The sequence below is a fragment of the Achromobacter mucicolens genome, from assembly GCF_902859725.1.
Taxonomy (GTDB): domain Bacteria; phylum Pseudomonadota; class Gammaproteobacteria; order Burkholderiales; family Burkholderiaceae_B; genus Achromobacter; species Achromobacter mucicolens.
In genome coordinates this window covers 184,639-211,010 of sequence record NZ_CADIJP010000006.1, presented here as the reverse complement: position 1 = coordinate 211,010, position 26,372 = coordinate 184,639, and the positions used below count along the sequence as shown (strand labels likewise).

The following is a 26,372-nucleotide window of genomic DNA, read 5'->3' as shown; positions in this document are numbered from 1 at the left end:
AGGCGGGTGGATAAAAACAGGAGACAACCATGAAACAGCAAAACTTCTTCACGCGTGGCGGCATCGGCATGGCCGCGGCGGTACTGGCGCTGGGCGCATTGGCCGCGCCGCAGGCGCGCGCGGCCTACCCCGACAGGCCCTTGCGCATCGTCGTGCCGTTCACGCCGGGCGGTGGCACGGATCTGATCGCGCGCCAGCTGGCCAAGGGTTTGACGCAGGAATTGGGCCAGACCGTGGTGGTGGAAAACCGCCCGGGCGGCAGCACCATCATCGGCACGGAGAACGTGGCCAAGAGTCCGCCTGACGGCTACACCTTGCTGATGGCCACGTTCGCCCATGCGGTGAACCCGGCCATCCACAAGAAGCTGCCCTACGATACCGACCGGGCCTTCGCGCCGGTCGCGATGATCGGCAAATCGCCCAACGTGCTGGTGGTGCCGCCGAACTCGCCGTTCAAGAGCGTGCAGGAGATCCTTACCTACGCGCGCGCCCATCCCGGCAAGCTGACGTTTGGATCCTATGGCAACGGCACCTCGGCCCATCTGGCGGGCGAGCTCTTCAAGAGCCTGGGCAAGGTGGACATCCTGCACGTGCCCTACAAGGGCGCCGGCCCCGGCATCAACGACCTGATCGGCGGGCAGATCGACATGATCTTCTCGACCTCGGCCAGCGTCAGCGGTCACATCAAGAGCGGCCAGCTGCGCGCACTGGCCGTGACCACGAAGCAGCGTTCGCCGGCTTACCCCGATGTGCCGACCGTCGCGCAAGCGGGCGAGGCGGGATATTTCGTGGATAGCTGGTATGGCGTGTTCGTGCCGAACGGCACGCCGGCCGCCGTCATCGACACGTTGAACGCGGCAATCAGGAAGGCGTCCGGCGACCCGGATTTCCGCGCGGCGCTGGAGCTGGAGGGCCTGGCGCCCGATGTGGGCACGCCCGCCGCGCTGGGCGAGTACGTCAAGGAGGAAGAGGCGCGCTGGAGCCGGATCATCCAGGACGCCGGAATCACGGACAAGCCCTGAGCGGGCCTGTCCGGTGTTTGCGTGCGTGCGTTCAATGCAGCTGGTCGGACCCTTCCGGCTGCAATTCCGACAGCGCCTTCCAGTCCGGATCCTGGAACATGCGCAACTCAATCGGATACTCGGGATGCCCCGCCAGGCACTTGTTGAACGCATCCAGGAACGCCTCGACATTCGGTGTGTAGTAGCGCCACTCCTTCTGATGATTGCCCGTCAGGCAAGCCACCTGCACGCCGGCGTCCGAGTTCTCGAAGCCCTGCTCGACGGCCTCTTCGAAACGGTTGGTGCGCTGTTTGTCTTCATCATTGGGCATGCCCGATTCGATGCCCTCGTAAGGCCACGTAATGATGATCAGGTTCTCGTTGATCTGGCGGTCGGCCTCGGCCGGCAGACCGGTGCGAAAGCGGATGACGACCGGCAGTCCGTTGACGCGGGCTTCGCCCACCGCCCAAAGATCGCCTGGAAAAATGCTGGGCATTGCTTGAACTCCTTTTCACTACTTCTTCGAAACAGGTCACGAGTCTATCGCAAGCGGTCCAGAGGGGCCGCGGTGCCCTTGCAGCGGCCCTGCGCAGGGACCTCGATGATGTTGACGATTGTCAATTTCGGCGATTCTGGCCGATCTATGCTGGCGCTGCGCAGGCGTTGCGCGCAGTGAACCTTGTGCCATTGGCAATCGGGTGGAGATCTATCATGAACATGAAGACTGCGGCCATTGCCGCGATGCTTGCCTTGTCGGCCCCTGGCCTGGCGCTTGCCGCGCCACCCAGCGACGCGCCGGCGCGCCCGGCCCAGCCGGCCTCGCCCTCCGGCAATGTCCAGAACTTCGACAAGGAGGCTGCGCAAGTCAGAGAGAATCTGGAAAACATGCAAAAGCAGATGGATGAGATCCAGAAGACCACCGATCCGGATGCGCGGCAGAAGCTCATGCTTGAACACCGGCAGCTCATGCAGAACACCATGGGCATGATGCGCCAGATGTGGACGGGCGGCATGGGAGCTTGCTGCGCGCAGGGTGGCGGCGGCCCCCATCATCGGGGAGGCCCGATGATGGGATGGAACGCCATGAGAGGCAATTACTCCGGACTGACGCCTGAGCAGGTCCGGGAACATCAATACATGCGCGACCAATACATGGGAATGCAGCAGCGGATGATGGAGCAGATGCTGCAGCAGCAACTCAATTCGGCCACGCCACAACGGTGACCGCCGCGGTGCGCGCGTGCGCCTGCCAGTGGCGGCGTCAGGGCCGAAAAGGCGCTGCGGGTCTACCGTCATCTTCGGGAGAACATCATGAGTGACTCGGAATTACGGGACAGGGTGCAGCGCGCGCTGGCGTTCGAACCCAGCGTCGATGATCGGCATATCGGCGTGGTGGCCGAGAATGGCGTCGTGACGCTTTCGGGGCACGTCAGCAGCTTTGCACAGAAGCTGGCTGCCGAAGAGACCGTTGAACGCGTTAAAGGCGTGCGCGGCGTGGCACAGGAGATCGAGGTGCGGATGGCAGGCGACAAGAAGCTTGCCGATGACCAGATTGCCGCGCGCGCCCTCAGCATCATCGCGTGGGATGCCACCATTCCGGAGGGCAAGGTGCAGGTCGCCGTGCACAAGGGGTGGGTGACCTTGACGGGGGCTGTCGAGTGGTACTTCCAACGCGAGGCCGCTGAGCACGCCGTCCACAAGCTTTCGGGGGTGACGGGCGTATCGAACCAGATCGCCGTGGCGCCGTCCGTGCACGCGGTGGACATCAAGCGCAGGATCGAAGACGCGCTGCTCAGCAGCGCCCTGCTGGAAGCCAGGCGTGTCGAGGTCAGTGTCCACGACCACAAGGTTGTGCTGACGGGCCGCGTCAACAGCTGGGTGGAGCGCGGCGCCGCGGAGCGGGCAGCGTGGGCCGTACCCGGCGTGGTCGAAGTGCAGGACAGACTGGTGGTCGGCTGATTCCATCGCGCAAACCGCGACGCCAGTCGCGTCGGCGCGTTATCGAGCGGCCCCGCATGGCAGCGCGCCAGGCGCGTTCAGCGGCCGGCCCAGCGGCCGCAGTCCACGCGCCACCGGCCACACCGTCAACGCGGCCAGCAGCGCCGCCGCCCATTCCCGGATGCCCAGCGGGCCGAATTCGAACAGCCCGCGCAGGGCAGGCCATTGCAGCGTCAGGGCCAGCAGCGCCAGCGTCGCCGCGACCGCCAGCCGGGTGGCGCCGTCCCATGTACCGGCATGCCGCTGATGGGGCGAGCGGTTGTTGACCATCAAGGTCAGATTGCCCAGCACCAGTGCACAGAAGGCGGTGGCGCGCGCGGTATCCGCGGGCGTCTGGGTCTGTTGCAGCCAGGCGTAGAGAACGCCGGCGGATGCCAACAGCGCCAGCCCCTGGGCCAGGCCAATCAGGAAGGTTCGTAGTGAAAACAGCGGCTTCTCGACGGCCAAGGGAGGGCGGCGCATCAGGTCCAGCTCTGCCGCGACGGACTCGAAAGCCAGTCCGCACAGGGGGCCGATGACGATCTCCAGGAACGCCACATGGGCCGGGCGCAGCAGTTCCGGCCAGCCAAAGAGCAGTGGCAGGATCACCAACCCGGCGATCGGCACATGCGCCGCGACGATGTAGACGATTGCCTTGGACAGGTTGTCGAACAGGCGGCGGCTTTGCCGGACCGCGTTCAAGATATCGGAGAAATCGTCGCGGGTCAGGACCAGGTCGGCGGCTTCGCGCGCGACATCGGTGCCACGCGCGCCCATGGCGATGCCGACGTGGGCCGCGCGCAATGCGGGGGCGTCGTTGACACCGTCTCCGGTCATTGCAACGATGGCGCCTTGCCGCTTGAGCATCTGGACCAGGCGCAGCTTCTGTTCCGGCTTTACGCGCGCGTAAACGCAGGTGCGCTCGACCAGTTCGGCCAGATGCGCGCCGCCTTCCCGCGCCAGCACATCGCCCTCAGCCACGAGGTCGGCCGGGATGCCCGCCTGGCGGGCAATGGCGCGGGCAGTCTCCGGATGATCGCCCGTCAGCATCAGCACGCGTATGCCCGCCGCATCGCACGCGGCGACCGACTCGGCCACGCCTTCCTTCAGCGGGTTTTCCAGGCCCACCAAACCCGCGAACTGCAGTGGCAGGTCGTCGGGCTGATCGGGAAGCCGACCGTTCGGACAACGCCCGCTGGCGGCCGCCAACACCCTCAGCCCCGCCGCGGCCATGCGCTGGACCTCGGCCTGCAGCTGCGCCGTGCGCGCCGGCGAAAGCTGGCAAAGCTTGAACACGGCCTCCGGCGCGCCCTTGCATGCGAGACGGGCGTCATCCGCTTGCGCCGCAGACCAGACGTGGATCACTGCCAACCGTGCGGACGAGAAGGGATAGGCTTTAACCAAAGCAAGACCGCCCGCCGGCGGATGCCCGCCAAGCGACGCGGCAAAAGTGCGAAAGGCGTCCTCCATCGCATCGCCGGAATCGGGCACGCTCGCCAGCGCAAGCGTTTCGGCCAGGGTCCTGGCCTCGGCCGCGCAATCCGCCGCCGCCGCGCCCGCGAGATCGGCGGCATCGATGCGCACCGAGCCGGCGTAAAGCGCGCGAACGACCATGGTGTTTGTCGTCATGGTGCCCGTCTTGTCGGCGCACAACACGGTGGTCTTGCCCAGGGTTTCGACCACGCTCAGCTTGCGGACAAGCACGCCTTCGCCCGCGATGCGCCGGGCTTCCAGCGCGGAGAAGATGGTCACGATGACGGGGAAATCCTGCGGAAGCAGACTCATCGCCAACGCGATGCCCGCCAGCATTCCTTCGAACCATCCTCCCCGCATATAGACGTACAGGGCCCAGGTGGCCAGCGACAGGAAGAACCCCACCCACATGAACCGCAGGATGAAATGGCGGGTCTGCAATTCCAGGGGCGCGCGTTCCGGCGTCAGCTGCCGCATCGACTGCCCCAGCGCGCCCAGCCGGGTGTCGTCTCCCACGGCAAGAACGCGCAGGGTGCCGGTTCCCGACAGCACCAGCGTCCCGCTCAGCACGTCGGCATCGCCCTCAACCGTGCCCGAAGGCTGCTTGTACACGGGCTGGAACTCGCCGGTAAGCGGCGACTCGTCTACCAGCAGACCCTCGCCGTCCGTCAACCGGCCGTCCGCGGGGACGCGGTTGCCTTCGGCAAGCAGCACCGCATCGCCAGGCTTCAGGTCGGCCGACGGCACCCAGTGGCGCTTGCCGTCGCGCAGCAGCAGGGCGCGGGGCGCCGCCAGACGATCCAATGCGTCAAGGGCGCGTGCGGTACGTAATGACTGCGCCACCGTCAGCGCAAAAATGACCAGTACAAAAAGCAGCAACAGCGCCGCTTCCTGCCAAGCGCCTAGTAATGTGTAAAGGCCGCCGCCGGCCAGCAGCAACGCGAACATCGGATCCTTGACCAGATCCAGGCTGATCGAGGCCAGGGTGCGCTGATGGTCCGGCGAAGGCATGGCGCATCGGCCTAGGTGATCAGCACCACCGGAATGTGAACCGTGTGCAGCACCTTCAGCGTGGTCGATCCCAGAAACAAGCTGCCGGCCGCGCCCAGTCCTCGCGACCCCATGACGATATGGTCGCAACCCTGCTCGGTGGCGTGGGCCTTGATGCATTCGGCAATGTTGCCCACCCGCGTCGCCTTTTGATAGACGATGCCCGAGCGGTCCAGCAAGGCCTCCGACTCCGCGAGGGCGGCCTTGGCTTCGTCCTCATAGAATTCTTCGATGGCATCCGGCTCAAAGAACGCCAACATCGTGCCGGAAGCAATGGGCGGCTGCACATTCAGCAGGTGGATGGCGCAAGGGCCATGTTCGCGGACCTGGTCGACCACATAGTGCACGGCGCGCAGGGAATTGCCCGATCCGTCAACGGGGATAAGCACGTTTTTCACGACCCCTCCGATAGCAGTATCTGCCCGGGCCGCATGGCTCGGGCGTGATGCCATCATCGCGCCGATACCGCTGTTGAAATTGACGTCAGTCAAGCTTTCGCCCGATCGCCTGGACGAACGCGTCCAGGCCTGCGCGGGGCCCGACGTTTGTCCCCGATTTCTGCATGACAAAGGTCAATTTGGCGATTCCGGACGGGGGCAACATGGTGAGGCGGGGGAACCTCCCGCGTCTCATCCTCACGAAAAGGAGATAGCCATGTCGCGCTTGACGCAATACAGCCCATTTTCAAGCGAACCCTTCGCGGACGTGTTCCAGGCGTTCCTGCGGCCGATCCGGCAGAACGGGGACGATCAGGCCCCCCGGATGGACATCGATGTCACCGAGGCAGGCGACAAGTACGTCCTGAAGGCCGACGTGCCCGGGATCGACAAGAAGGACATCACCGTGCAGATCGATGGCAACACGGTGATGATCACGGCCAACAAGGAAAAGCACAGTGAAACGAAAGAGGCGGGAAACGTCATCCGCCGGGAGCGTTTCTGGGGCCAGGTTCAACGCTCTGTGTCGCTGGCCAGCCCCATCGATGAAGCGGCCGCCAAGGCGGTCTGCGAGAACGGCGTCCTGACTCTGACACTGCCCAAATCGGCCGGAAGCCGGAACAAGACGCTGCAGATCGAATGACAGGCTCGCGTATCGCGTCGATTTCGCCCTGAATCCACCACGAGGGCGGGTCGGACCGGTCAATCAATGTGCGGCGGCGCGCGCCGGCACCGCCCAGCCCGGCCGGCTATCGCGTTCGGTGTCGACGATGATCAGATAGCGTCCGGCGCCATCGGCGGGGGTCCTGCCGGGCTGCAGCACCCACGGCGGTGCAATCAGATCGGCCGCGAGTTCGTAGTCGGCGTCCAGCAGGCCATAGCTGTCGAGCAGGCGATTCAGGGTAGCTGGGATGCGGATGCAGCCCTTCGATTGCGGCGTGCCCAGCTTGGGTTCGAGGAGGACCGGATCCGTCGCGTGCATCTGCAGGCGCATCGTGCTGACGCCGCCATTGCCCCATCCCCGCAAGGCCTGCTGCCAGCCGAAGTCATAGACTCGCATGCCCTTGGCGCCGTAGCCCAGGATGCCATTCGCGTTCTTCGTGCCCTGGGCGCGGAAGTCCGGATTGGCCAAGGTATGCGCGTACACGCCCGTGGGCGTTTCAAAGTGATCGAACTGGCCGATCCTGCCGGTCGACACCGGCGCCGCGCCCACATGGACGGGCATGCCCGCGGTGGGCAGCCAAAAGAGGAAGACCGCCTGTATCTTGGGATTGCGGTCGACCACGAGGGCGTACTGGGGGCCCAACAGGCCGAGCCCCGCTTCCTTGAGCATCTCCAGCGCCAGGCTTGCATAGCGGATCTGCTCGTCGGCCGGAACGGTCAGCGCGGGCGCAACGCGCAGCGCAAAGGTCTGCATGACGTCCTGCGGCGTGACCTGAGCCGACGCCGGGCCGGTCAACATCGCCGACACGACGGCGCACCACACGGCAGCCCGCGCGGCGGCGGGGCCACGGCCCGATCCCCCCACGGAACTCGGCTTGTTTTTCATGGTGCCTCCGGCGCTATGGCGTGCCAGGCCGCGGGGCCTGGCCATGCAAGCATGATCGCGCGGCTGCCGCGGACGCGATTGACGCTGGTCAATCTCTCTTCCAATTGCGGCGTTCGTGCCGGCCAGGATGCGGCACTCATGCGAAGGATCGTTCGACCAAGTCCGAGCGCGAGTGCCGCCGGTCAGCGTCGAATTCGTGATTTTGGTCAACAAGCGCTTGCCAGACAGGTTCAAGATGAAATCCATGAAGACAAGCGTCCTCGCCGTGTTGCTTCACCTGATTCTGGCCCTGCTGCCGGCTGGCGCCGCGCTCGCACAGCCGGCGGATTCGTTGATGCCTGTACCGCCCGCCCTGTTGAACCGCGTTGATCAGGAAGCCGAGGCCACGCTGTTGCGCCTCTATCGTCTGTCGCCCGCGGCCAAGGCGCTGGTTGCCCGCTCATTTGGCGTGCTGGTGGTGCCCGCCTTGCACGCCGACGGAAGCATCCTGGGGATGGCCTACGGGCGTGGTGTACTGATCGACGCCGCCGAGGGGCGCAATTACTACAACGCCATCGCCAGTCCGCCGGGCTCGGTGCTTGGGCTGAACGACAAGGCGCTGATCCTGGTCTTCTCGTCCTATGCGGCCCTGCGCGGGTTCCAGGTCGGGCCGGGGTGGGAGGAGGGCGCGAGCGGAACCATTCAGATCCTGGACGAAACCGCCATGGCATCGCGCGACCTGATCGTGGAGCCGATCGCGGGCTTCATCCTGTCAGCAACCGAACTGGTTCGAGGCCTGTCGCTCCAGGGCATGCTGTTCGTCAAGGTCCCGGTTTATCTGTGCGCCGATGAAACCGATGCCTGCCGTGGAAAAACCGGAATCCCCTTCCATCCTTGATGCCCGCCGCCATGTATAGACGGATTCTCATACCGATTGACGGCAGCTCGACCTCTGAATCGGGGTTGAATGAGGCAATACGCCTGGCCTTTCTCCATGACGTGGTCATTCGGCTGATATGTATCGTCCAACCGCAGCCGTTGTCGGGGGGGCTGGTCGCAAATTGCTATTTCCCGGCGGAAATTCGGGCGTTATTGTTTGAGCATGCCGCCGAACTGCTGCGCAATGCGGCAACAAGGGTGCGCGCCAACTGCATTGCCGTCGATAGCGCGCTCCTTGAAGCAGGCGAACGCTCGTTCGAGGAATGCCTGGCGGCCGAGGCCCGGGCCTGGGAGGCCGATCTGATCGTGATCGGGGCGCACCGGTCGCGCGACGTGCGCAGGATGCCGATGGCCAGCCCGGCCCCGAACCTGCCGCGCGGCGTGGCCGTTCCCTTGCTGCTCGTGCGCGAGGCCGCGCCGCAGGCCGTTCAACCACTCGTCAACAGTTGGAGGTAGGGCATGAATACCACCATGAAAGCAGTCGTCTTTGCCAGCCCGGGCCGCATTGAAATACGCGAAAAGCGCATTCCGGACGTCGGGCCCAATGACGCGTTGATCAAGATCACCACCACCACCATTTGCGGGACGGATATCCACATTCTCAAGGGCGAGTATCCGGTGCAGCCGGGCCTGACGATCGGCCATGAACCCGTCGGCGTCATCGAAAAGCTGGGAAGCGCCGTGACGGGGTACTCCGAGGGCCAACGCGTGATTGCCGGCGCGATCTGCCCGAATTTCAATTCCTACGCCGCGCAGGACGGTGCGCCCTCGCAGGACGGCAGCTATCTGGTGGCCAGTGGCATGTGCGGATGTCACGGCTACCGCGCCACCGCGGGGTGGCGCTTCGGCAACATGATCGATGGCGCCCAAGCCGAGTACCTGCTGGTTCCCGACGCGCAGGCCAATCTCGCGCCCGTGCCTGACGGCCTGAGCGACGAGCAGGTGCTGATGTGCCCGGACATCATGTCCACCGGGTTTAAAGGCGCTGAAAACGCCAACATCCGCATTGGCGACACGGTGGCCGTGTTTGCGCAGGGCCCGATCGGACTGTGCGCGGCGGCGGGCGCCCGGTTGCTGGGCGCCACCACGGTCATCGGCGTAGATGGCAATGCGCGGCGTCTGGAAATATCCCGCCAGTGGGGCGCTGATATCGTCCTGAATTTCCATGATTGCGACGTCGTCGAGGAAATCCTGCGTCTCACCGGCGGCAAAGGCGTGGACTCGGCCATCGAAGCGCTGGGCCAGCAAAGCACCTTTGAATCCGCCCTGCGCGTATTGAAGCCGGGAGGCACGTTGTCCAGTCTGGGCGTCTATTCCGCCGACTTGAAGATACCGGTATCCGCGTTCGCCGCCGGGCTGGGCGACCACAAGATCAACACCGCGCTCTGCCCTGGCGGCAAAGAGCGCATGCGCCGGCTCATGAACGTGTTGCAGTCGGGCCGCCTGGATCTCGCAAAAATGGTCACGCACCGCTTTGCGCTGGACCAGATCGAGGAGGCGTACGACCTGTTCGCCAATCAGCGGGACAACGTGCTGAAGGTTGCGATCCGGCCGGGGGCCTGATTCCTGTGCGGCGCCAGGGCTTCACGCCAGGGCGCCGCCGTGCATTCCGCTTGACGCGATCAGCCGTCGCGCTTGATCTCGTCAAGGAGATTGTTGGCCTCGTCCTCCAGCACGCCAAGCACCTTCAGGAAGCTGGCGTACTCGTCTTCCGTCAGGCGGCCTCGTAGCCGCGCTTCCCGTTCCAGAGAGTGGGGCAGGCCAAGCCGAAGCTGCTCGATCCCCTCCGCCGTCAAGGTCAGGATCTGCTTGCGACGGTCTTGCGGGTCGTTGGACATGGTCAGCAAGCCTTTCTCGGCCAGTTCCATCGTCACCCGGCTTACCTGACTGTGGTCGAAGCTGGCCATCCGCGCTATCGCCCCGGACGCGGACGAACCGCCCAGCCGGCTCAGCACCACCAGCACACGCCATTGGCGGCTTGTCAGGTCCAGATTCGTGCGTACCGACGCATCGACCAGCCGCGAAAGCGTTTGCGCCAGCACTGAAATCCGATACGTGATGAGAATCTCAGGCCGGTGGGAATCGACATCCTTTCTGGATGCGCGCTTACGCTTCTGTCCAGGCGTGGGTAGGGTTTTCCTTGCTATATCATTATTTGCCATAGCACATAGTCTACGTTAGGATTGTTCAAGGCCGAGCGGTGGCTTCATTGCGGTGGCTTCATTCTAAGGGGCCGGCGCCGCATCCATGCACGCAAATCGCCGACAACGCGCAAGCCCATCGACGGCAATGAAACATCTTCTTCCCAATTCCATGGAACGCAATTCGACTACCTCACCCAACAGCGATTCGATGGGCCCGTTGACCGGGGTGCGGGTCATAGACCTGTCACGGCTGGTTGCGGGCAACATGCTATCGATGCAATTGGCGGACTTTGGCGCCGAGGTCATCAAAGTGGAGTCCGCACGCGAGGGAGATACGCTGCGTCATTGGCGTGAAGACCTTGGCGATGGCGCCTCGCTGGACGCCTGGTGGCAGGTCTATGGCCGCAACAAGAAAAGCCTGGCCCTGGACCTGCGCGATGCCGACGCCATCGGCGTGCTCCGTAGACTCGCCGCCGGCGCGCACGTGCTGATCGAGAGTTTTCGGCCCGGAACCCTGGAAGCCATGGGGTTAGCGCCTGCGTCGTTGCATGAACTCAATCGTCAGCTCGTGATCGTGCGCGTCTCGGGCTGGGGCCAGACCGGGCCCTATCGGAACCTGCCCGGATTCGGCAGCCTGCTGGAAGGCTTTTGCGGTTTCGCGCACAAACACGCGGTCGATGATGTTCCCCGGCTGCCCAACATGGCGCTGGCCGACATGGTGGCGGGTCTGGCTGGCGCGTTCGCCACCCTGGCGGCCGTTCGCGAGGTCGAAGTGAGAGGGGGGAAAGGTCAGGTGGTGGACCTCTCCCTGCTTGAGCCGATGCTCGCCATCATGGGGCCCGACGTGACCGCCTACGCGGCCACGGGACGAATCGCGGGACCTTCGGTCAAGATCGCGTCTCCCCGCGGTGTCTACCAGTGCAAGGACGGGGGCTGGGTGGCGTTGTCGGGCTCGACCGACGCCATGGCCCGCCGCGTGCTGCAGGCCATTGGCTGCGGCGATCTCGCCGAAGAACCGCGCTTTGCCAACAATGCCGCGCGATTGGCCAATGACGCGGAGCTCGACGCCCTTATCGCCGATGCGGTCGCGCAATTGAACCGGGACGAGTGCCTTGCGCACCTGCGTGCGCAAGGCGTGACTGCCGGTCCGATCTATGACGCCGCGCAGCTTGCGGCCGATTCCCACGTGGTTGATCGCGCCTGCTACGTGAGGCCGTCCGGCGCCGGCGGCACGCTGATGCAGAACGTCATGCCGCGCCTTGCCAACACGCCCGGCCGGATCCGGCATGAGGCGCCGTTGCTGGGACAGCACACGGTACAGATCCTGAGGGACGTCGGCCTGGATGACGCTCAGATTGAAGAACTTTCAGCGCGCGGAGCAATCAAGTGCATTTGAACGACGTTCGTTCCCTGTTGTTCGTTCCCGCGACATCGGAATCTTTGTGGGCCAAGGCGGCCGAGCGCGGCGCCGATGCGATCATCATCGATCTGGAAGATGGCGTCTCCGGTGCGTTGAAGGATCAGGCTCGCGTCATGGCCCGGCGGGCCATCGAGGCGCTGGCCGACGTGATTCCCGTCCTGGTGCGCGTGAATGCGCCAAGGGATATGTTTGCGCTGGACATCGACGCGTTGCCGCTGTCGCGGTTGCACGGCGTGCTGCTGCCAAAGGTCGAATCGCCCCAGGATGTGCAGGCGCTCGCGGCGTGTATCGACCGGCACCACGCGTCGGATTTCCCCGGTCTTCCCATCGCCGCCCTCATCGAAACGCCACTGGGCGTCATGCAGGCGCAAAGCATCGCCACCGCCCACCCCAGCGTGGCGGCGCTGGGATTTGGCGCCGAAGACTACGCCACCGACATGGGCGTGCCTGCGGAACCGGAATCTCTCCTGTGGGCCGCGCAGGCCGTGACGTGCTGCGCGCGCGCATACCGGCTGGCGTGCTGGGGCCTGCCCGGAAGCATTGCGCAGATCAACGACATGGCGGCATTCGCCAGCCTGGTCCGGCTCGCGCGCAACACCGGCTTCAGTGGCGCCGCCTGCATACATCCGCGACAGGTGCCGGTCGCCAATGCCGGGTTTGGCCCGTCCGACGATGAGCTCGCCTGGGCGCGCAGCGTGGTAGCGGCGGATGACGAGGCCAGGTCCCGGGGGCTGGCGGTGGTGACGCTGGACGGTCGAATGATCGATCGTCCTGTTGTCGAGCGCGCGCGCAACTGGCTGCGCGTCGAGAATCAATGAAACAGCCCGCGAATTCCTTTTCCTGTGTCCTCGTGACTGCGCGCTTTTTTGACGACAAGGCGGCGAGCATCCTGCGCACTGCCGGCCTGACGGTGGTCACGGGCGGCGTTGCCCATGACGCGGTCGACGCCGTGATCACCGAAGACATGCACGGTGCGCTCTCCCGGTGCAGTGCCTGGATCATGGGCATCCCGCCCGTCACCGCCGACCTGCTGGCGCGTTACCCCAACCTGCGCGTGATGGCGCGGCGGGGCGTCGGCTACGACACGATAGACGTTGCCGCCGTGCAGGCGCACCGCAGGCTGCTCACCATTACGCCGGGCAGCAATGAGGGGACCGTGGCCGATCACGCGGTTGGATTGATGCTTGCGGTCGGCCGACGCTACTTCGAATCGCACCGGCGCATGCAATCCGGCGAACATGGGGTGCTCGTGGGTACGGAACTGTCGGGCAAGACGGTCGGATTGATCGGCCTGGGCCGCATCGCGCGGCTGGTGGCCCGCAGACTTGCGGGGTTCGACGTGCGCGTCATCGCACATGACCCCTATCTGCCTGATGACGTGGCGGACCTGGACGGCGTGCAGCTGGCGTCGCTTGAAACCGTGTTGGCAGACAGCGACTTCATCAGCTTGCATGCGCCTTTGACCGATTCCACCCGGCATCTGATCAACCAGGACGCCCTGGCCCGCATGAAGCCCAGCGCCATACTGATCAACACGGCACGCGGCGAGCTCGTCGACGATGGCGCATTGTTGGCGGCGCTACAGCGCGGCAGGCTTGCCGGCGCCGGTCTTGACGTGATCGGGTCGGAACGTGATGCGTCGCTTGAGGGCATCACGCGCGAGTTGCTGACGCTGCCAAATGTGATTTGCACGCAGCACACTGGAGGCTCTAGCCGCGAAGGACTGGAGCGCGCCAACAGGCGCGCGGCGCAATGCGTGGTCGCTGCGCTCCAAGGCCAGCCGCTGCCGCCGGACGCCATCGTCGTCGATGGAAGATCGCCATAACGTCACGTTTCATATCACCCAAAAAAAACACCAGGAGACACACCATGAATACCTCGGCAACCACGCGGCGCCGCCTGCTCTGCCTCGCCCTTGCGAGTCTGGCGGGTGCGCATGTTCCCGTCTTCGCGCAAGGCGCGTATCCAGAGCGGCCAATCACCCTGATCGTGGGCTGGGCCGCGGGCGGATCTGCGGACGTGCTGGCAAGGCTTGTCGCGGCGGAGATGGCGGTGACATTGAAGCAACCCGTCATCGTCGACAATCGGCCCGGCGCTGGCAGCAACATTGGGTCCAAGCTCGTGGCCGAGGCCAAGCCCGACGGTTACACGATCATGCTCGCCACCTCAGCGTCCCACGGCTTCAATTCCGCGCTGTTCTCCAAGCTGCCTTACCGGCCGATCGAGGATTTCGCGCCTATCGGCCAGATCAACACGTCGCCAGGCACACTGCTAGTCCCGAATGACTCGCCGTTCAAGTCGGTCCCGGACATCATTGCGGCGGCCAAGGCGCAGCCGGGCAAGCTGAACTATGGATCCGGCGGATCGGGTTCGTCCCAGCACCTGGCCGCGGCCCAGTTCATCAAGCTCACCGGCGTCGATATCACGCATATTCCATTCAAGGGTTCGGGCCCGATGCTGGTCGACCTGATGGCTGGCCGCATGGACTTCTCCATCACGACGGGGCCCGTGCCCTACGTTCGAAGCGGAAAACTGCGCGCGGTGGCCGTGGCTGCCAAAGAACGCCACCCGGCCATGCCGGATGTGCCGACCTTTGAAGAAGAGGGCACGAAGCTCTACACGGACAACTGGTACGGGCTCGTCGCCCCGGCGGGCACCCCCAAACCGGTGCTGGAAACTTTGAATGCGGCCTTGAACAAGGCGATCGCCAAGCCCGAGATGCAGAAGCAGTTTGTCGAGCAGGGCGCGTTTCCGGGAAAACCGAATACACCCGATGAGTTCTGGGCGTTCGTGAAAGCGCAGATGCCGGTGGCCGCTGAACTTGTGCGCCAATCGGGCGCGAAGGTCGATTGACGGGATCGTTGCGGGGGTGGCGGGGCAGGCGAGGGGTCGCTAGGCAGGTGCGACTATCGCTTCAGGCTAGAATGAAATAAAAATGGCTATTATTTACATTAAGATTTGGTCAGATCATGCCGCGTCCGGCCTGGATGATCCCGCTTGCCCTGATGACGTCCTCCGCTTCTTCTCGCCTGACTACCCCGCAGGGGCCGATCCTTGAGACTTTGTACCGGGACCATCAGCCCTGGCTGCTCGGCCGATTGTGTGCGCGCCTGCGCAATCGTGACGACGCCGAAGACGTTGCCGCCGAGACGTTCACGCAGTTGGCCGAATCGGGCGACACGCCGCATCTGCGCGAACCGCGCGCCTTTCTCACCACTATCGCCAAGCGCGTGCTGTTCCATCTTTGGCGGCGGCAGGATCTGGAGCGCGCCTACCTGCAATCGCTGATGGCCGTGCCCGAGGCCGTGGCGCTCTCGGCCGAACAGCGCGCCCTGCTGCTCGAGGCCATCGAAAGAATAGATCGGGCGCTGGACCAGCTGCCGGTTCCCGTCAGGACGGCGTTTCTGTACAGCCGGCTCGATGGCATGAGCTATCCCGAGATTGCGCGAGCCCTGGGCGTGTCGCTCGCCACGGTCGAACGCTACATGAAGCGCGCGCTGCTGCAGTGCCTGGCATGCGAAGCCTGACGGACGAAGAACGCCCCGACGTGGCGATGATGGAGGCGGCGGTCGATTGGCAGGTAAGCCTGGAAGCTGGCCGCATGACGGCCGCCGACCGCGATGCCTTTCAGCGGTGGCACGATGCCGATCCCCGCCACGCCCAGGCTTGGCGCCGCGTGACGGGCGTGTTGCAGCAACCGATCGCGATCGTGCAGGAGATCAATGGCCCGTCGCACGGCCAGTTGCTGGCGGCGCGCAAGGCGCTGCTGCACACGCGCCGCCGACGCCTGTTGCGGGGCGCCCTGGTGCTGGCCGGCACGGCGGGCGGCGGCCTGCTTGCGCTGGACCGTGCGCGCCCGATCGGGCAACTGATGGCCGACCTGACCACCGGCACGGGCGAACGCCGCAGCTTCGACCTGCCCGACGGCAGCCAGGCGCTGCTGGACGCGAGATCGGCCGTGGATATGGATTTCTCCGGATCACGCAGGCGCCTCACCCTCCGGGCGGGCGGCCTGATCGCGCGGGTGCACGCGCATTCGGCATCTGCCCTGGAGATCGGCACCGCCTACGGCACGCTGCGCTCGGCCGACGGGCGCGTCATGGCGGATCATCATGGCGACTCGGTTCGGGTGGTGGCCTTGGACGGCCCGGTCAGCGTGATCGTCCAGGGCGCTAGCCAAGCCACCTTGCAGTCCCGCCAGGGCGTGCGGCTGACCCGAAGCGGTGTGCACAAGCTGCCCGGCGATCCCCTGGCCCTGGCCAGTTGGGAAAGGGGCATGCTCAGCGTCGACAATGCGCCGCTGCAAGAGGTGGTCCAGGCATTGCAGGCTTACTACGGTGGCATCCTGCGCGTGGCGCCAGAGGCACGGGGCTTGCCAGTCTTCGGCGTGTTCGCGCTGGACGACCCCGAACAGGCCATTCAGGCCCTGTCGGCCAGCCTGGGCTTGCGGGTGCGCCGGTTCGGCTGGCTCATCTCGATCGGCTTGCCCGAAAAAAATACGTGAATCGGTGAGGGGTTTTTCGTTCTCGCTCCACAACAAGGGTGAAACGAAACCTGGAGAAGCTTTCATGCCATACCGATTTGCAGCGCCGCTGCGGCCCCTCGCCGTTGCGGGGTGGCTGGCCTGCGTCGCCGCCCCGATGACCTTTTCCGCCAGTGCTGCGGCAGCCGACGCTGCGGCAGCCGGTGCTGTGGCAGCCGGTGCCGTGGCTGTTGACGCCCGGATCGACCTGGACCTGCCTGCCGGCCCCTTGACCGGCACCCTGACGCGCATTGGCCAGCTCGGCGGACGCAGTATTGCCGCCGACCCGGCGCTGCTCGCCGGCCGTCAAGCCCCGGCAATCTCCGGCCGCATGACCGCCATTCAAGCCGTGCACCGCGTGCTGCAAGGGTCCGGCCTGCAGGCGGTCAGCCTTGCTGGCGGCGCGATCGCGATCCAGCGATCGCCCACCCCGCCGGGGGACGCCGCGCTCGAGGTCCAGACCATGCCCGCCGTCTCGGTAAGCTCTGACCGCCTCTCCAGCAATTTGATGGCGCCCACCCGCTCGGTGACCCTGATCGAGGGCGAAACGCTCGACGACCTGCGCGACAGCTCGCCCAATCTGGCCACGATGCTGACCAAGGCCGTACCAGGCATGTCGGACTCAAGCCGGAACCTGACCGATTTCGGCCAGACGCTGCGAGGCCGGACCGCGCTGATCCTGGTGGACGGCATTCCCATGAACACCAATCGGGATTCCTCTCGCAACCTCGTCAACATCGATCCGGGCCGCATCGAACGCATCGAGGTCGTGCGCGGCAGCAATGCCATTTACGGCAGCGGCGCCACCGGCGGCATCATCGCCATCACCACCCGCCAGCCGGGCGGCGAGCCCATCGCCGAGACCAAGGTCGGCATAGACATGTCGCTGTCGAATCCGGGCGCGGCCGGAATGGGCGGTCAGGTGCAGCACTTTTTCTCGGGCAGCAAGGACCGCATCGATTACGAGCTTGACCTCTCGTACCGCCGTATCGGCGGGTCGTACGATGCGCATGGCGACCGCATCGCGCCCGATGCCAGCCAGGGCGATCTGTTCGACTCCAACACCTACAGCATCGGCGGCAAGCTAGGTTTTCGTATCGACGCCAATCAGCGCGTGCAGCTGGCCGCCAGTTACCTGCGCGCCCGGCAGGACACGGAATACGCCAGCGACCCCGCGGTGTCGCGCACCCCGCTCGGCTCGACCAACGCCCGCGCCATCAAGGGCCTGGACCTCGCGCGCCAGAACGAAGTCGAAAACACGCTGGTAAGCCTGAGCTACGACCACAAAAACCTGTGGGGCAGCAGCCTCTCTGCGATGACCTATGCCCGCGACAGCAGCACGCGTTTCGCGCCCTCGGACTCGCGCGCCAACGTCAACCGCGGCAACAACGTCGACCAGGTCATGCAGAACAACAAGGTCTTCGGCGGCCGGCTCACCATTGACACCCCGTTGTCCGCCTCGGGCAATACGGCGCTCACGTGGGGGGCGGACTTCATCCGGGAACGCAGCGAAATGCCCCTGGACGTGTTCGACGCTGATCTCTACGACCAAAGCGGCGGCCTGCAATTCCGCCGCATCGGCACGAATACCTATCTGCCCTGGACGACCACGCGCAGCGTTGGCATCTTCACGCAGCTTCAACACCGCTTCAACGAACAGTGGTCCGCGGAGGCGGGCGTGCGGTACGAGCGGTCGAGCGCGTGGTTCGATGATTTTCAGCCGCTATCGCAGTCGCGTCTGGCCCGCCCGGCCACCGTGGACGGCGGGCGCATCAGCTACGACGCGTTCATGTACAACGCCGGCGTGATGTTCCAGCCCACCGACAATCACGAACTGTACGCCTCGTTCAGCCAAGGCTTCGACCTGCCTGACGTGGGCCTGCAACTGCGCAACGCGCGGGCCGGCTTTGATCTGCATTCGTCCGAACTGCAGGCCGTCAAGACCAACAATTACGAACTCGGCTGGCGCGGACGCTTTGCCAACACCGCCGCCTCGCTGGCCGTGTTCCGCTCCGACTCCGACCTGGGCGCGGTGCAGTCCTTCAACAACGGGCTCAGGCTCACGCGCACGCGTGAGCGCATCCACGGCGTCGAAGCCACCGTGGACCACTACTTCGACGAGGACATCTGGGCCGTCGGGGGCACCTTCACGTGGATGGTCGGCAAGGAGAAGGCGCCGGGCGAGCGTGATTCGCGCATCATGACGGGCTACCGCATCCCGCCCGTCAAGCTCACTGCCTACGCGCAATACCGGCCCAGCGAACGCTGGCGCACGCGCGCCGAGCTGACCTGGTTCGGTTCGCGCGACTATCGCCTCTCTGACGGGCGCACGCTGTTCGCCCGCGCCGATGTGAAGAGCTACGCCACCGTCGACCTGCTGGCCCGCTACGACCTGGACAAGCAGAACTGGTTCACCTTCAGCGTGCAGAACCTCTTCAACCGTCAGTACTTGCCGCTCTACAGCCAGCTGCTGCGCAGCGGCAATAACAACAGCCGCCTGCCTGCCGCGGGCGCGGTGCTGAGCATGACTTACACGCACCGCTGGTAAGCCGCCATGACGCGCAAGGTTTGGGTTGGGATCCACCGTTACGTGGGGCTGACCCTGCTCGTGTTGCTGCTGGTCAACGCCGTGACCGGCAGCGTACTGGCGTTCCAGCACGAGCTCGACCGCTGGCTCAACCCTGCGCTTTTCACTACCCCCCGGCAAGGCGCCGCGCTGCCGCCCGATGCGCTGATCGCGCGGGTGGAAGCGGCCGACCCGCGGCTGCGTGTCACGCTGCTGCCGCTCGACACACGCCCCGGCGAGGCCATCGAACTGCGGGTCGCCGCCCGCCCGCATGCCGCCGCAGGCGCGCAGCCCCCGCTGGATTTCGACCGTCTGTTCGTCGATCCGGCCACGGGGACCGTGCTAGGGCAGCGCAAGTGGGGCGCTTTCCGGATGGACCGGCCGCATTTCATGGGCTGGATGAACCAGCTGCACCGCACATTCCATCTGGCCGAGCCGTGGGGCAGGTGGGTCGTGGGCGGCCTGGCGCTCGCCTGGCTGTTCGCGTCGCTGATTGGCGCCTGGCTGACCTTGCCGGCTCTGCCCCAAACCGCCCACGCGTTCTGGAACAGATGGAAGCCCGCGTGGCAGATCAAGCGCGGCGCATCCCGGCAGCGCCTGACCTTCGATCTGCACCGCGCCGGGGGGCTGTGGACCTTGGCCGCGGCGATCGTGTTGGCGGTCACGGGCGTGTACTTCAACCTCGGCAACGAGGTCTTCCGGCCGGCCGTCAGGCTGTTTTCTCCCATCACGCCGCATCCCGTCCAAAGCCTTCCCCGTCAAGCCGGCACGACGCGGCCGCCAGCGTATGGCATCGCGGCGGCGATCGCTGGCGCGAGCCAGCACTTGCCCCCGTCCGCCAAGGGCTTCCTGCCCTGGTACGCCAGCCACCTGCCCGACAAGGGCGTGTACCGCATCGCCTTCAAGGAAGACGGCATGCGCGAGCGTGCGCTGCGATTGCGCTACGAACAGATCTTCATCGACGATCAGACCGGCGCGCTGCGCGGCATGACGGGATACGACAGCGGCACGGCGGCCGATCGCTTCCTGATCTGGCAATACCCGCTGCACACCGGCCGCATCCTCGGTTGGCCCGGCCAGGTGCTGGTTGCGGTCTTGGGCCTGGTAGTGGCGATGTTGTGCGTGACGGGATTGCTGGTGTGGACCGTGCGGCGCAAGGCGCGCCGCGCTCGCGGTTCAACGTAAACGCCAACCCACGGAAAATTCGCAACAACTTTCCGCCAGTTCGGCCACGCTCTCGCAAAACGCCACATCCGCGTCCCGGCGGAACATCGCGCTGTACACCGATTGCGGCGGCGCCACGCTGGTGCGCGCAATGACGAGCTGCCGCGTGCTGACCATCTCGGCAAAGTAGTCGCGCGGCAGGCAGCTCACGCCAAAGCCCGCGGCGGTCAACCCGGCCATCGCGATCAGGCTGTTGATGGTGAAAATGTTGCTTTGCGCCGTGTGGGGGCGCAGCCACTCGTCATAGATCATGTTCAGGCCGGACTCGCGGCTCTGGCGCAGCAGCGGCAGGCGGGCGATATCGGCCGGGGTGTAGACGTGGCTTGTGTCGATCAGGTCGGGACTGCCCATCCACGCAAATTCCAGGCGCTGCAACGCCACGACCTGCAGGTTCGGCTCGGCGAATTCGCCATGCAGAAAGGCCATGTCCAGCTGCCCGGCCAGCAGCCGCTTGTGCAGGTCGCCGCCCAGATCGATATGCGGCTCCAGCGTGATACGGGGATAGTGGACGCGCAGCAGACGGATAAGCGCGGGAAGCCAGGTCATCGCGGTGATCTCCGTGATGCCGAAGCGGAAGGTGCCCGTCAGGGTGTGCTGCCCCTTCAGGCGCGCCAGCAGGCGGTCGCGGTGACCCAGCATCTGTTCGGCCAGCGCGTAGATCTCGTGACCCCGGGCCGTCAGCTCGGCGCGGTGGCCTGAGCGGTCAAAGAGCGCGATGTCGAAATCGGCTTCCAGTTCCTGGATGCGCTTGGTGATTGCCGATTGCGTGGTGTGCAGCTTCTGCGCCGACGCGGAAAACGTGCCTAGCCGCACCGTCCAATAAAGCGCCTCGATTTGCTTGAAAGTCAGCATGCGGCGCCCGTGAGATCGGCAGAGTTCATTCCGAATTTTCCCTTAAGGGGTAACCCCTATATTCTGAAAAGTGATGAAGTTCGCTGAAATTTAATCCCTTTTTCGGAATCGCAAAAGCTCGCACCATTCGCTCTGACTTAATTCCTGCCGACCGGATCCGCTGCAAAAAGCCGGTGAACGTGCGGCCTTCGATTCAGGACAAGCAGATCGTCATGGCTACCATTTCCACCGGCGCACGCATACTGCCGGCAACTCCCGTCGCGCCCGCCGCCATCCTGCAAGCGCTTGCAGGCATTGTCACGCCGCATCTGAGCGACAATCTTGCGCGGCGCGAGGGCATCACCGGCCTGCGGCGCTACAACCGCGCGGGCAAGCTCGTGGGCACGGCGCTGACCGTCAAGACCCGTCCGGGCGACAACCTCATGATCTACAAGGCCATGCTGCAGATCCAGCCGGGCCACGTGCTGGTGGTGGACGCCGGCGGCGATCTGTCCAACGCCGTGCTCGGCGAAATCATGAAGCGCTACTTGCAGATCCACGGCTGCGCGGGCGTGGTCGTCGACGGCGCCATCCGCGACGTGGCAGCCTTCGAGGCCGACAGCTTCCCTTGCTATGCGCGAGGCCACATCCACCGCGGTCCCTACAAGGACGGTCCCGGCGAAGTCAATGTGCCCGTGTCGATCGGCGGTCAGGTCATCAATCCCGGCGATATCCTGGTGGGCGACGAAGATGGGCTGGTCAGCTTTGCCGCGTCGGACGCCGAAGCGCTGATTGCCGCGGCCCATGCGCACGCCGACAAGGAAGCGCGCATCATGGCCGAAATCGCCACCGGCGAGAAAACGCAAAGCTGGATGCAGGCCGCGTTTGCGGCAAAGGGGCTGGCATGAACGCCGTCACCCCCGAATTCCTGGCCGAACGCGCGCGCGCCATCAAGCCTTCGCCCAGCATGATGGCCAAGAGCCGCGTGGATCAACTGCGCGCTCAGGGGCGCGACATCATCGATTTCACGGTGGGCGAGCCGGATCTGCCCACACCCGCCCACATCGTGCAGGCCGGCATCGATGCGCTCAACAGCGGCGACATCCGCTACACCGCGTCGGTCGGCGCCAAGCCCCTGCTTGAAGCCGTGCGAGCCAAGTTCCGCCACGAGAACGGACTGGACTACGGCCTGGATGAACTGATCGTCGGCGTGGGCGCCAAGCAATTGATCTTCACCGCGCTGGCCGCCACTGTGCAGGCAGGCGACGAAGTCATCATTCCGGCGCCGTACTGGGTGTCCTATCCCGATATGGTCCTGGTCAACGACGGCACGCCGGTCGTGGTGGCCTGCCCGGAGTCCGACGGATTCAAGCTGACCCCCGACGCGCTCGAGCGCGCCATCACGCCGCGCACCAAGTGGCTGCTGTTGAACACGCCCAGCAACCCCACCGGCGCGATGTACGGCACGGAAGAGCTGCGCGCGTTGGCGCAGGTGCTGGCGCGTCATCCGCATGTCTGGCTCCTGACCGACGAAATCTACGAACACCTGACCTATGGCGGCGAGGGCCACGCGTCGCCCGCGGCCGTCGAGCCGGCGTTGGCTGCGCGCACGTTGACCATCAACGGCGTCTCCAAAGCCTACGCAATGACTGGCTGGCGCCTGGGCTACGCAGGCGGCCCGAAGGCGTTGATCAAGGCCATGGCCACCCTGATTTCGCAAAGCACCAGTTGCGTCAGCGCCATCAGCCAGTCGGCCGCGCGGGTCGCGCTGACGGCCGACCAGCAATGCGTGCGCGAGGCTGCGGCCCTGTTCCACGACCGGCGCGACCGCATCGTGGCGCTGCTCAACGAGGTGCCTGGCATCCGTTGCCCGGTTCCCCAAGGCGCGTTCTACGTGTACCCGTCGGTCGAAGGCCTGCTCGGCAAGACGACGCCCAACGGCCGCAAGCTGGAAAGCGATCTGGACGTCGTGATGTTCCTGCTGGACGAGGCTGGCGTCGCCGGCCTGGACGGCGCGGCCTACGGACTGTCGCCTTACCTGCGGCTCAGTTTCGCGACGTCGATGGAAAACATCGAAGAAGGCTGCCGCCGCATCCGCGAAGCCTGCGCCCGGCTGGCCTGATACCGGATTTTTAAGTAGCACCCATACCTACACATCAAGGGAATCCCATGAAGACGTTCATCTCCTCCTTCGTTGCCATCGTCGGCCTGGCGGCCACGCTGGCGCCCGCCGCCAATGCCGACACGCTGCAGGACATCAAGGCCCGCGGCAAATTCATCTGCGGCACCATGGGCACGGCCGAGCCGTTCAGCTTCCAGGATCCCAAGACGCGCGGCATCGTCGGCTACGAAGTGGATGTCTGCCAGGCGCTGGCCGACAGCCTGGGCGTGCCGCTGGAGCTCAAGCTGATCGCCGTCGAGGCCCGCATCCCCGAACTGATCGCCGGCCGTGTGGACGTCGTGGCCGCCAACCTGGGGTGGTCGCCCGAACGCGCCAAGCAGATCGATTACTCGCACCAGCACTTCGTGAGCCCGCAGAAGATCCTGTCGCGCGAGTCGGACAAGGACCTGAAGGCGCCGGCCGACCTGGCGGGCAAGCGCGTCAGCGCGGTGCGCGGATCGTCGTCCGAGATGGGCGCGCGCAAGAACATCCCGAACGTTGATCCCGTGACGTTCAAGGATCCCAGTGGCGCGTTCCTGGCCTTGCAGCAGGGCAAGGTGAGCGGCTTCGTCGGTTCCGAACTGATGCTGGTCAAGCTGCAACACCAGGCCGCCTCCAGCGCGGTGCCGGTCAAGATCCTGGAGCCGGCGCTGTTCATCGAACCGTGGGGCGTCGGTGTGCGCAAGGGCGACACGGCGATGCTGAACCAGGTGAACAAGGTGCTGGACGGCATGGAGGCGTCCGGACAGGCCGCCAAGACCTTCGACAAGTGGTTCGGTCCCGGCACGCAGTTCAACATCAAGCGCGACTTCCGCATCGAAGAAATCAAGGGTTGACGCGCCTAGCGTCCTGGAGCCTGGTTCGATGCACTACATCTTCGACTTTGGCGCCATTTTCCAGGGCGAGTATCCGGACTGGCTGCTCAGGGGGTTGATCACCACCCTGGCGCTGGCCGGGCTTGCCTGGATCCTGGCGTTCTTTGTGGGCAGCCTGTTGGCGGTGATCCGCCTGACAGGCTCGCCCATTGCCAATGGGTTGATCGCGACGTACGTCGCGTTCCACCGCAACGTGCCCATGCTGGTGCACATCCTGTTCTGGTACTTCGGCGTGCCGGCCTTGCTGCCGGCGCCTGTCACGGATTGGCTCAACAGCCACGGCAGCGAGTTCATCCTGTCGTGCATCGCGATCGGGCTGGTGATGTCCGCGTATGTCTGCGAAGACCTGCGCAGCGCGGTGCGCGGCATTCCGCCCGGCCAGGTCGAGGCCGCGCGCGCGCTGGGCCTGAGCTTTCTGAAGACGATGCGCAAAGTCGTGCTGCCCCAGGCTTTTCGCATCGCCATTCCGCCACTCTTGAATCAGACCCTGCTGCTGCTCAAGAACACCAGCCTGGCGATGGCCATCGGTGTCACCGAGCTGACGGCGGCCGCGCGCGAGATCGAGAACAACACGTTCCGCACGTTCGAGGCCTACGCGGTCGTGACGGTGATCTACCTCTTGCTCTCGTTCGTCATCATGGGCGCAGGCGCAATGCTGCAACGACGCTATCGTCCGCTGGGAGTCCGCTGACATGTGGGACATACTCAAAGACAATTGGCTGCTGCTTCTGATCGGGCAGTATCCGCATGGACCCATCGGCGGGCTGGTGGCCACGCTGGGCCTGGCCGCGATCAGTCTTGCCTTGGCGCTGCCGTGCGGGGTGCTGCTGGCGCTGGGCCGCATCAGCCCCTATCGCATCTTTTATTGGCCTTCGTCGGCCGTGGTCTACCTGGTGCGCGGCCTGCCGCTGCTGATGTTCATCTTCTGGGCGTATTTCTTCGTGCCCCTGATCATCGGCCGTCCCGTGGCGGGCACGACCACCATGGTGGTCGCGCTGGTCTGCTACGAAAGCGCCTATCTGGCCGAGATCATCCGCGCCGGCATCCAGGCGCTGCCGCCCGGCCAGCAGGAAGCCAGCCGCGCGCTGGGCCTGTCCTACATGCAGACGATGCGCCGGGTCATCCTGCCGCAGGCGCTCTACAACATGCTGCCCAGCATGCTGAGCCAGTTCGTGTCCACGGTAAAGGAGACCTCGCTGGCCTACGTGATCAGCGTGCAAGAGCTGACCTACGCCGCCAACCAGATCAACAGCGTCCTGCTGACCAAGCCCTTTGAAGTCTTCGGGCTGCTTGCGCTGACCTATTTCGTCTTGAATTTTGGCCTGAGTCTCCTGGTGCACCTGACCGAACGCCGCATCGGCCGCCGGCGCGCCGGACCTGCGCCTACCCAGAAAGTGGTGCCCACATGATCCGATTTTCCGAAGTGCAGAAGTGGTATGGCGATTATCAGGCGCTGGCCGACGTGACCGCGCAGGTCGCCCGGGGCGAGGTCGTCGTGGTGTGCGGACCCTCCGGGTCCGGAAAGTCCACGCTGATCCGCACCGTCAATCGGCTGGAGCCCATCCAGAAAGGGGTGATCGAAGTCGACGGCAAGGACATCTACGGCAAGGACGTGCACCTGGACGCATTGCGCAGCCATATCGGCTTTGTGTTCCAGCAGTTCAACCTCTTCCCGCATCTGTCCGTGATGGAAAACCTGATGCTGGCGCCGCTGCAACTGAAGCGCGCCCGCCGCGCCGAAGCGCGCGAGCGCGCGATGCAACTGCTGGAACGCGTGGGCCTTGCGCACAAGGCCGATGCCTTCCCCGCGCAATTGTCCGGCGGCCAGCAGCAGCGCGTCGCTATTGCGCGCGCCCTGGCCATGAGCCCGCCCGTCATGCTGTTTGACGAGCCCACCAGCGCGCTCGACCCGGAAATGGTGGGCGAAGTGCTGCAGATAATGAAGGGCTTGGCAAAGGACGGCATGACGATGGTCTGCGTGACGCACGAGATGGGCTTTGCCCGGGAAGTGGCCGATCGCGTCTGGTTCATGGACGCCGGCCGCATCGTCGAAACCGGCACCCCGGACGCGTTCTTCAACCGGCCGCAAACGGCCCGGGCGCAGAAATTCCTGGCGGAAATCCGGCATTGAGGCCGGGGTTGCCGTGCGGCGGCATGCCGCCGGCATTGGGTCTTCGGAGGGCCGCCCTGCGCGCGGCCCTCGACGTCATCGGCGCTTCGCGAT

Annotated in this window: 27 protein-coding genes; 21 read left to right on the top strand and 6 right to left on the bottom strand. The window is 65.3% G+C overall.

Features of this window, described 5'->3' with window-relative positions:
• Positions 1 to 29: 29 nt before the first annotated feature.
• Positions 30 to 1,022 carry a tripartite tricarboxylate transporter substrate binding protein gene (locus HV786_RS09685; protein WP_128829160.1) on the top strand — a complete coding sequence of 331 codons (993 nt, stop codon included), beginning with the start codon at positions 30 to 32 and terminating at the stop codon, positions 1,020 to 1,022.
• A gap of 31 nt (positions 1,023 to 1,053) precedes the next feature.
• Here the strand turns inward: HV786_RS09685 and HV786_RS09680 are convergent, their stop codons facing one another.
• Positions 1,054 to 1,497: a DUF695 domain-containing protein gene (locus HV786_RS09680; protein WP_128829161.1), complete on the bottom strand. Its 444-nt coding sequence runs from the start codon at positions 1,495 to 1,497 to the stop codon at positions 1,054 to 1,056.
• Positions 1,498 to 1,718: 221 nt separating this feature from the next.
• Here HV786_RS09680 and HV786_RS09675 point away from each other — a divergent pair, with 221 nt between their 5' ends.
• Both HV786_RS09675 and HV786_RS09670 read left to right on the top strand, forming a co-directional pair.
• A complete protein-coding gene (locus tag HV786_RS09675) occupies positions 1,719 to 2,225 on the top strand; it encodes a hypothetical protein (protein WP_128829199.1) in 507 nt (168 codons plus the stop codon).
• A gap of 87 nt (positions 2,226 to 2,312) precedes the next feature.
• Entirely contained in the window at positions 2,313 to 2,960 is a 648-nt protein-coding gene (locus HV786_RS09670) for a BON domain-containing protein (protein WP_128829162.1), read from the top strand.
• Between the two features lie 39 nt (positions 2,961 to 2,999).
• Here HV786_RS09670 and HV786_RS09665 read toward each other — a convergent pair whose 3' ends face one another.
• A complete protein-coding gene (locus tag HV786_RS09665; RefSeq protein ID WP_175210639.1) occupies positions 3,000 to 5,462 on the bottom strand; it encodes a cation-translocating P-type ATPase in 2,463 nt (820 codons plus the stop codon).
• Between the two features lie 11 nt (positions 5,463 to 5,473).
• On the bottom strand, positions 5,474 to 5,899 hold the full coding sequence (locus HV786_RS09660; RefSeq protein WP_175210637.1) for a universal stress protein: 426 nt from the start codon (positions 5,897 to 5,899) through the stop codon (positions 5,474 to 5,476).
• A gap of 256 nt (positions 5,900 to 6,155) precedes the next feature.
• Between HV786_RS09660 and HV786_RS09655 the strand changes: the two genes are divergently transcribed.
• On the top strand, positions 6,156 to 6,581 hold the full coding sequence (locus tag HV786_RS09655; RefSeq protein WP_128827177.1) for an Hsp20/alpha crystallin family protein: 426 nt from the start codon (positions 6,156 to 6,158) through the stop codon (positions 6,579 to 6,581).
• 63 nt (positions 6,582 to 6,644) lie between these two features.
• On the opposite strand, the gene HV786_RS09650 is transcribed toward HV786_RS09655, so the two are convergent.
• The gene (locus HV786_RS09650) at positions 6,645 to 7,487 is read right to left on the bottom strand and encodes a L,D-transpeptidase (protein WP_252869967.1); all 843 of its coding nucleotides are present in this window, start codon (positions 7,485 to 7,487) and stop codon (positions 6,645 to 6,647) included.
• A gap of 172 nt (positions 7,488 to 7,659) precedes the next feature.
• Between HV786_RS09650 and HV786_RS09645 the strand changes: the two genes are divergently transcribed.
• Genes HV786_RS09645 through HV786_RS09635 form a run of 3 tightly spaced genes read left to right on the top strand, consistent with a single transcriptional unit; the run spans position 7,660 to position 9,968 of the window.
• On the top strand, positions 7,660 to 8,364 hold the full coding sequence (locus HV786_RS09645; RefSeq protein ID WP_252869968.1) for a lipid-binding SYLF domain-containing protein: 705 nt from the start codon (positions 7,660 to 7,662) through the stop codon (positions 8,362 to 8,364).
• Positions 8,364 to 8,861 (top strand): universal stress protein, encoded by a 498-nt coding sequence (locus HV786_RS09640; protein ID WP_252870006.1) that lies wholly within the window; start codon positions 8,364 to 8,366, stop codon positions 8,859 to 8,861. Before HV786_RS09645 ends, HV786_RS09640 begins: the two co-directional genes overlap by 1 nt.
• A gap of 3 nt (positions 8,862 to 8,864) precedes the next feature.
• Complete coding sequence (locus HV786_RS09635) at positions 8,865 to 9,968, top strand: NAD(P)-dependent alcohol dehydrogenase (RefSeq protein WP_128827179.1); 1,104 nt, start codon at positions 8,865 to 8,867, stop codon at positions 9,966 to 9,968.
• A gap of 59 nt (positions 9,969 to 10,027) precedes the next feature.
• On the opposite strand, the gene HV786_RS09630 is transcribed toward HV786_RS09635, so the two are convergent.
• Positions 10,028 to 10,567, bottom strand: a complete 540-nt coding sequence (locus HV786_RS09630) for a MarR family winged helix-turn-helix transcriptional regulator (RefSeq protein WP_128827180.1) — start codon at positions 10,565 to 10,567, stop codon at positions 10,028 to 10,030.
• Between the two features lie 151 nt (positions 10,568 to 10,718).
• On the opposite strand from HV786_RS09630, the gene HV786_RS09625 reads away from it, so the two are divergent.
• The 8 genes from HV786_RS09625 (at position 10,719) to HV786_RS09590 (ending at position 20,242) form a co-directional block, all read left to right on the top strand.
• Positions 10,719 to 11,945 (top strand): CaiB/BaiF CoA transferase family protein, encoded by a 1,227-nt coding sequence (locus HV786_RS09625; RefSeq protein WP_128827181.1) that lies wholly within the window; start codon positions 10,719 to 10,721, stop codon positions 11,943 to 11,945.
• Positions 11,936 to 12,787, top strand: coding sequence for an HpcH/HpaI aldolase/citrate lyase family protein (locus tag HV786_RS09620; protein ID WP_128827182.1), 852 nt, complete (start codon positions 11,936 to 11,938; stop codon positions 12,785 to 12,787). The genes HV786_RS09625 and HV786_RS09620 overlap by 10 nt, the downstream gene beginning before the upstream one ends.
• Positions 12,784 to 13,794 (top strand): phosphoglycerate dehydrogenase, encoded by a 1,011-nt coding sequence (locus tag HV786_RS09615; protein ID WP_128827183.1) that lies wholly within the window; start codon positions 12,784 to 12,786, stop codon positions 13,792 to 13,794. Before HV786_RS09620 ends, HV786_RS09615 begins: the two co-directional genes overlap by 4 nt.
• Before the next feature lie 44 nt (positions 13,795 to 13,838).
• Positions 13,839 to 14,822 carry a Bug family tripartite tricarboxylate transporter substrate binding protein gene (locus HV786_RS09610; RefSeq protein ID WP_128827184.1) on the top strand — a complete coding sequence of 328 codons (984 nt, stop codon included), beginning with the start codon at positions 13,839 to 13,841 and terminating at the stop codon, positions 14,820 to 14,822.
• Between the two features lie 116 nt (positions 14,823 to 14,938).
• Positions 14,939 to 15,496 carry a sigma-70 family RNA polymerase sigma factor gene (locus HV786_RS09605; protein WP_252869970.1) on the top strand — a complete coding sequence of 186 codons (558 nt, stop codon included), beginning with the start codon at positions 14,939 to 14,941 and terminating at the stop codon, positions 15,494 to 15,496.
• Positions 15,484 to 16,473, top strand: coding sequence for a FecR family protein (locus HV786_RS09600; protein WP_175210635.1), 990 nt, complete (start codon positions 15,484 to 15,486; stop codon positions 16,471 to 16,473). The genes HV786_RS09605 and HV786_RS09600 overlap by 13 nt, the downstream gene beginning before the upstream one ends.
• 136 nt (positions 16,474 to 16,609) lie before the next feature.
• Entirely contained in the window at positions 16,610 to 19,039 is a 2,430-nt protein-coding gene (locus HV786_RS09595; protein WP_420809635.1) for a TonB-dependent receptor, read from the top strand.
• Between the two features lie 6 nt (positions 19,040 to 19,045).
• On the top strand, positions 19,046 to 20,242 hold the full coding sequence (locus tag HV786_RS09590) for a PepSY-associated TM helix domain-containing protein (protein WP_175210633.1): 1,197 nt from the start codon (positions 19,046 to 19,048) through the stop codon (positions 20,240 to 20,242).
• On the opposite strand, the gene HV786_RS09585 is transcribed toward HV786_RS09590, so the two are convergent.
• Entirely contained in the window at positions 20,234 to 21,133 is a 900-nt protein-coding gene (locus tag HV786_RS09585; RefSeq protein ID WP_056322933.1) for a LysR family transcriptional regulator, read from the bottom strand. The genes HV786_RS09590 and HV786_RS09585 overlap by 9 nt on opposite strands.
• Positions 21,134 to 21,345: 212 nt before the next feature.
• Here HV786_RS09585 and HV786_RS09580 point away from each other — a divergent pair, with 212 nt between their 5' ends.
• From HV786_RS09580 to HV786_RS09555, 6 genes are read left to right on the top strand one after another with little or no spacing between them, the layout of a single operon-like run.
• Positions 21,346 to 22,020: an RraA family protein gene (locus HV786_RS09580; RefSeq protein ID WP_128829877.1), complete on the top strand. Its 675-nt coding sequence runs from the start codon at positions 21,346 to 21,348 to the stop codon at positions 22,018 to 22,020.
• Positions 22,017 to 23,234 (top strand): aminotransferase class I/II-fold pyridoxal phosphate-dependent enzyme, encoded by a 1,218-nt coding sequence (locus HV786_RS09575; protein ID WP_128829878.1) that lies wholly within the window; start codon positions 22,017 to 22,019, stop codon positions 23,232 to 23,234. Before HV786_RS09580 ends, HV786_RS09575 begins: the two co-directional genes overlap by 4 nt.
• A gap of 47 nt (positions 23,235 to 23,281) precedes the next feature.
• Positions 23,282 to 24,109 carry an ABC transporter substrate-binding protein gene (locus tag HV786_RS09570; RefSeq protein ID WP_062842221.1) on the top strand — a complete coding sequence of 276 codons (828 nt, stop codon included), beginning with the start codon at positions 23,282 to 23,284 and terminating at the stop codon, positions 24,107 to 24,109.
• Positions 24,110 to 24,137: 28 nt separating this feature from the next.
• The gene (locus HV786_RS09565) at positions 24,138 to 24,839 is read left to right on the top strand and encodes an amino acid ABC transporter permease (protein WP_128829879.1); all 702 of its coding nucleotides are present in this window, start codon (positions 24,138 to 24,140) and stop codon (positions 24,837 to 24,839) included.
• Position 24,840: 1 nt separating this feature from the next.
• The gene (locus HV786_RS09560; protein WP_056322947.1) at positions 24,841 to 25,557 is read left to right on the top strand and encodes an amino acid ABC transporter permease; all 717 of its coding nucleotides are present in this window, start codon (positions 24,841 to 24,843) and stop codon (positions 25,555 to 25,557) included.
• Positions 25,554 to 26,279, top strand: coding sequence for an amino acid ABC transporter ATP-binding protein (locus HV786_RS09555; protein WP_128829880.1), 726 nt, complete (start codon positions 25,554 to 25,556; stop codon positions 26,277 to 26,279). Before HV786_RS09560 ends, HV786_RS09555 begins: the two co-directional genes overlap by 4 nt.
• Positions 26,280 to 26,372 lie beyond the last annotated feature (93 nt).

What these genes read in the sequence shown, in the direction of transcription:
- HV786_RS09685 (WP_128829160.1), top strand. Translation starts at nt 30, where the DNA reads ATGAAACAGCAAAACTTCTTCACGCGTGGCGGCATCGGCATGGCCGCG.
- HV786_RS09680 (WP_128829161.1), bottom strand. Translation starts at nt 1,497, where the DNA reads ATGCCCAGCATTTTTCCAGGCGATCTTTGGGCGGTGGGCGAAGCCCGC.
- HV786_RS09675 (WP_128829199.1), top strand. Translation starts at nt 1,719, where the DNA reads ATGAAGACTGCGGCCATTGCCGCGATGCTTGCCTTGTCGGCCCCTGGC.
- HV786_RS09670 (WP_128829162.1), top strand. Translation starts at nt 2,313, where the DNA reads ATGAGTGACTCGGAATTACGGGACAGGGTGCAGCGCGCGCTGGCGTTC.
- HV786_RS09665 (WP_175210639.1), bottom strand. Translation starts at nt 5,462, where the DNA reads ATGCCTTCGCCGGACCATCAGCGCACCCTGGCCTCGATCAGCCTGGAT.
- HV786_RS09655 (WP_128827177.1), top strand. Translation starts at nt 6,156, where the DNA reads ATGTCGCGCTTGACGCAATACAGCCCATTTTCAAGCGAACCCTTCGCG.
- HV786_RS09650 (WP_252869967.1), bottom strand. Translation starts at nt 7,487, where the DNA reads ATGAAAAACAAGCCGAGTTCCGTGGGGGGATCGGGCCGTGGCCCCGCC.
- HV786_RS09640 (WP_252870006.1), top strand. Translation starts at nt 8,364, where the DNA reads ATGCCCGCCGCCATGTATAGACGGATTCTCATACCGATTGACGGCAGC.
- HV786_RS09635 (WP_128827179.1), top strand. Translation starts at nt 8,865, where the DNA reads ATGAATACCACCATGAAAGCAGTCGTCTTTGCCAGCCCGGGCCGCATT.
- HV786_RS09630 (WP_128827180.1), bottom strand. Translation starts at nt 10,567, where the DNA reads ATGGCAAATAATGATATAGCAAGGAAAACCCTACCCACGCCTGGACAG.
- HV786_RS09625 (WP_128827181.1), top strand. Translation starts at nt 10,719, where the DNA reads ATGGAACGCAATTCGACTACCTCACCCAACAGCGATTCGATGGGCCCG.
- HV786_RS09615 (WP_128827183.1), top strand. Translation starts at nt 12,784, where the DNA reads ATGAAACAGCCCGCGAATTCCTTTTCCTGTGTCCTCGTGACTGCGCGC.
- HV786_RS09610 (WP_128827184.1), top strand. Translation starts at nt 13,839, where the DNA reads ATGAATACCTCGGCAACCACGCGGCGCCGCCTGCTCTGCCTCGCCCTT.
- HV786_RS09605 (WP_252869970.1), top strand. Translation starts at nt 14,939, where the DNA reads ATGCCGCGTCCGGCCTGGATGATCCCGCTTGCCCTGATGACGTCCTCC.
- HV786_RS09600 (WP_175210635.1), top strand. Translation starts at nt 15,484, where the DNA reads ATGCGAAGCCTGACGGACGAAGAACGCCCCGACGTGGCGATGATGGAG.
- HV786_RS09595 (WP_420809635.1), top strand. Translation starts at nt 16,610, where the DNA reads ATGACCTTTTCCGCCAGTGCTGCGGCAGCCGACGCTGCGGCAGCCGGT.
- HV786_RS09590 (WP_175210633.1), top strand. Translation starts at nt 19,046, where the DNA reads ATGACGCGCAAGGTTTGGGTTGGGATCCACCGTTACGTGGGGCTGACC.
- HV786_RS09585 (WP_056322933.1), bottom strand. Translation starts at nt 21,133, where the DNA reads ATGCTGACTTTCAAGCAAATCGAGGCGCTTTATTGGACGGTGCGGCTA.
- HV786_RS09580 (WP_128829877.1), top strand. Translation starts at nt 21,346, where the DNA reads ATGGCTACCATTTCCACCGGCGCACGCATACTGCCGGCAACTCCCGTC.
- HV786_RS09575 (WP_128829878.1), top strand. Translation starts at nt 22,017, where the DNA reads ATGAACGCCGTCACCCCCGAATTCCTGGCCGAACGCGCGCGCGCCATC.
- HV786_RS09570 (WP_062842221.1), top strand. Translation starts at nt 23,282, where the DNA reads ATGAAGACGTTCATCTCCTCCTTCGTTGCCATCGTCGGCCTGGCGGCC.
- HV786_RS09565 (WP_128829879.1), top strand. Translation starts at nt 24,138, where the DNA reads ATGCACTACATCTTCGACTTTGGCGCCATTTTCCAGGGCGAGTATCCG.
- HV786_RS09560 (WP_056322947.1), top strand. Translation starts at nt 24,841, where the DNA reads ATGTGGGACATACTCAAAGACAATTGGCTGCTGCTTCTGATCGGGCAG.
- HV786_RS09555 (WP_128829880.1), top strand. Translation starts at nt 25,554, where the DNA reads ATGATCCGATTTTCCGAAGTGCAGAAGTGGTATGGCGATTATCAGGCG.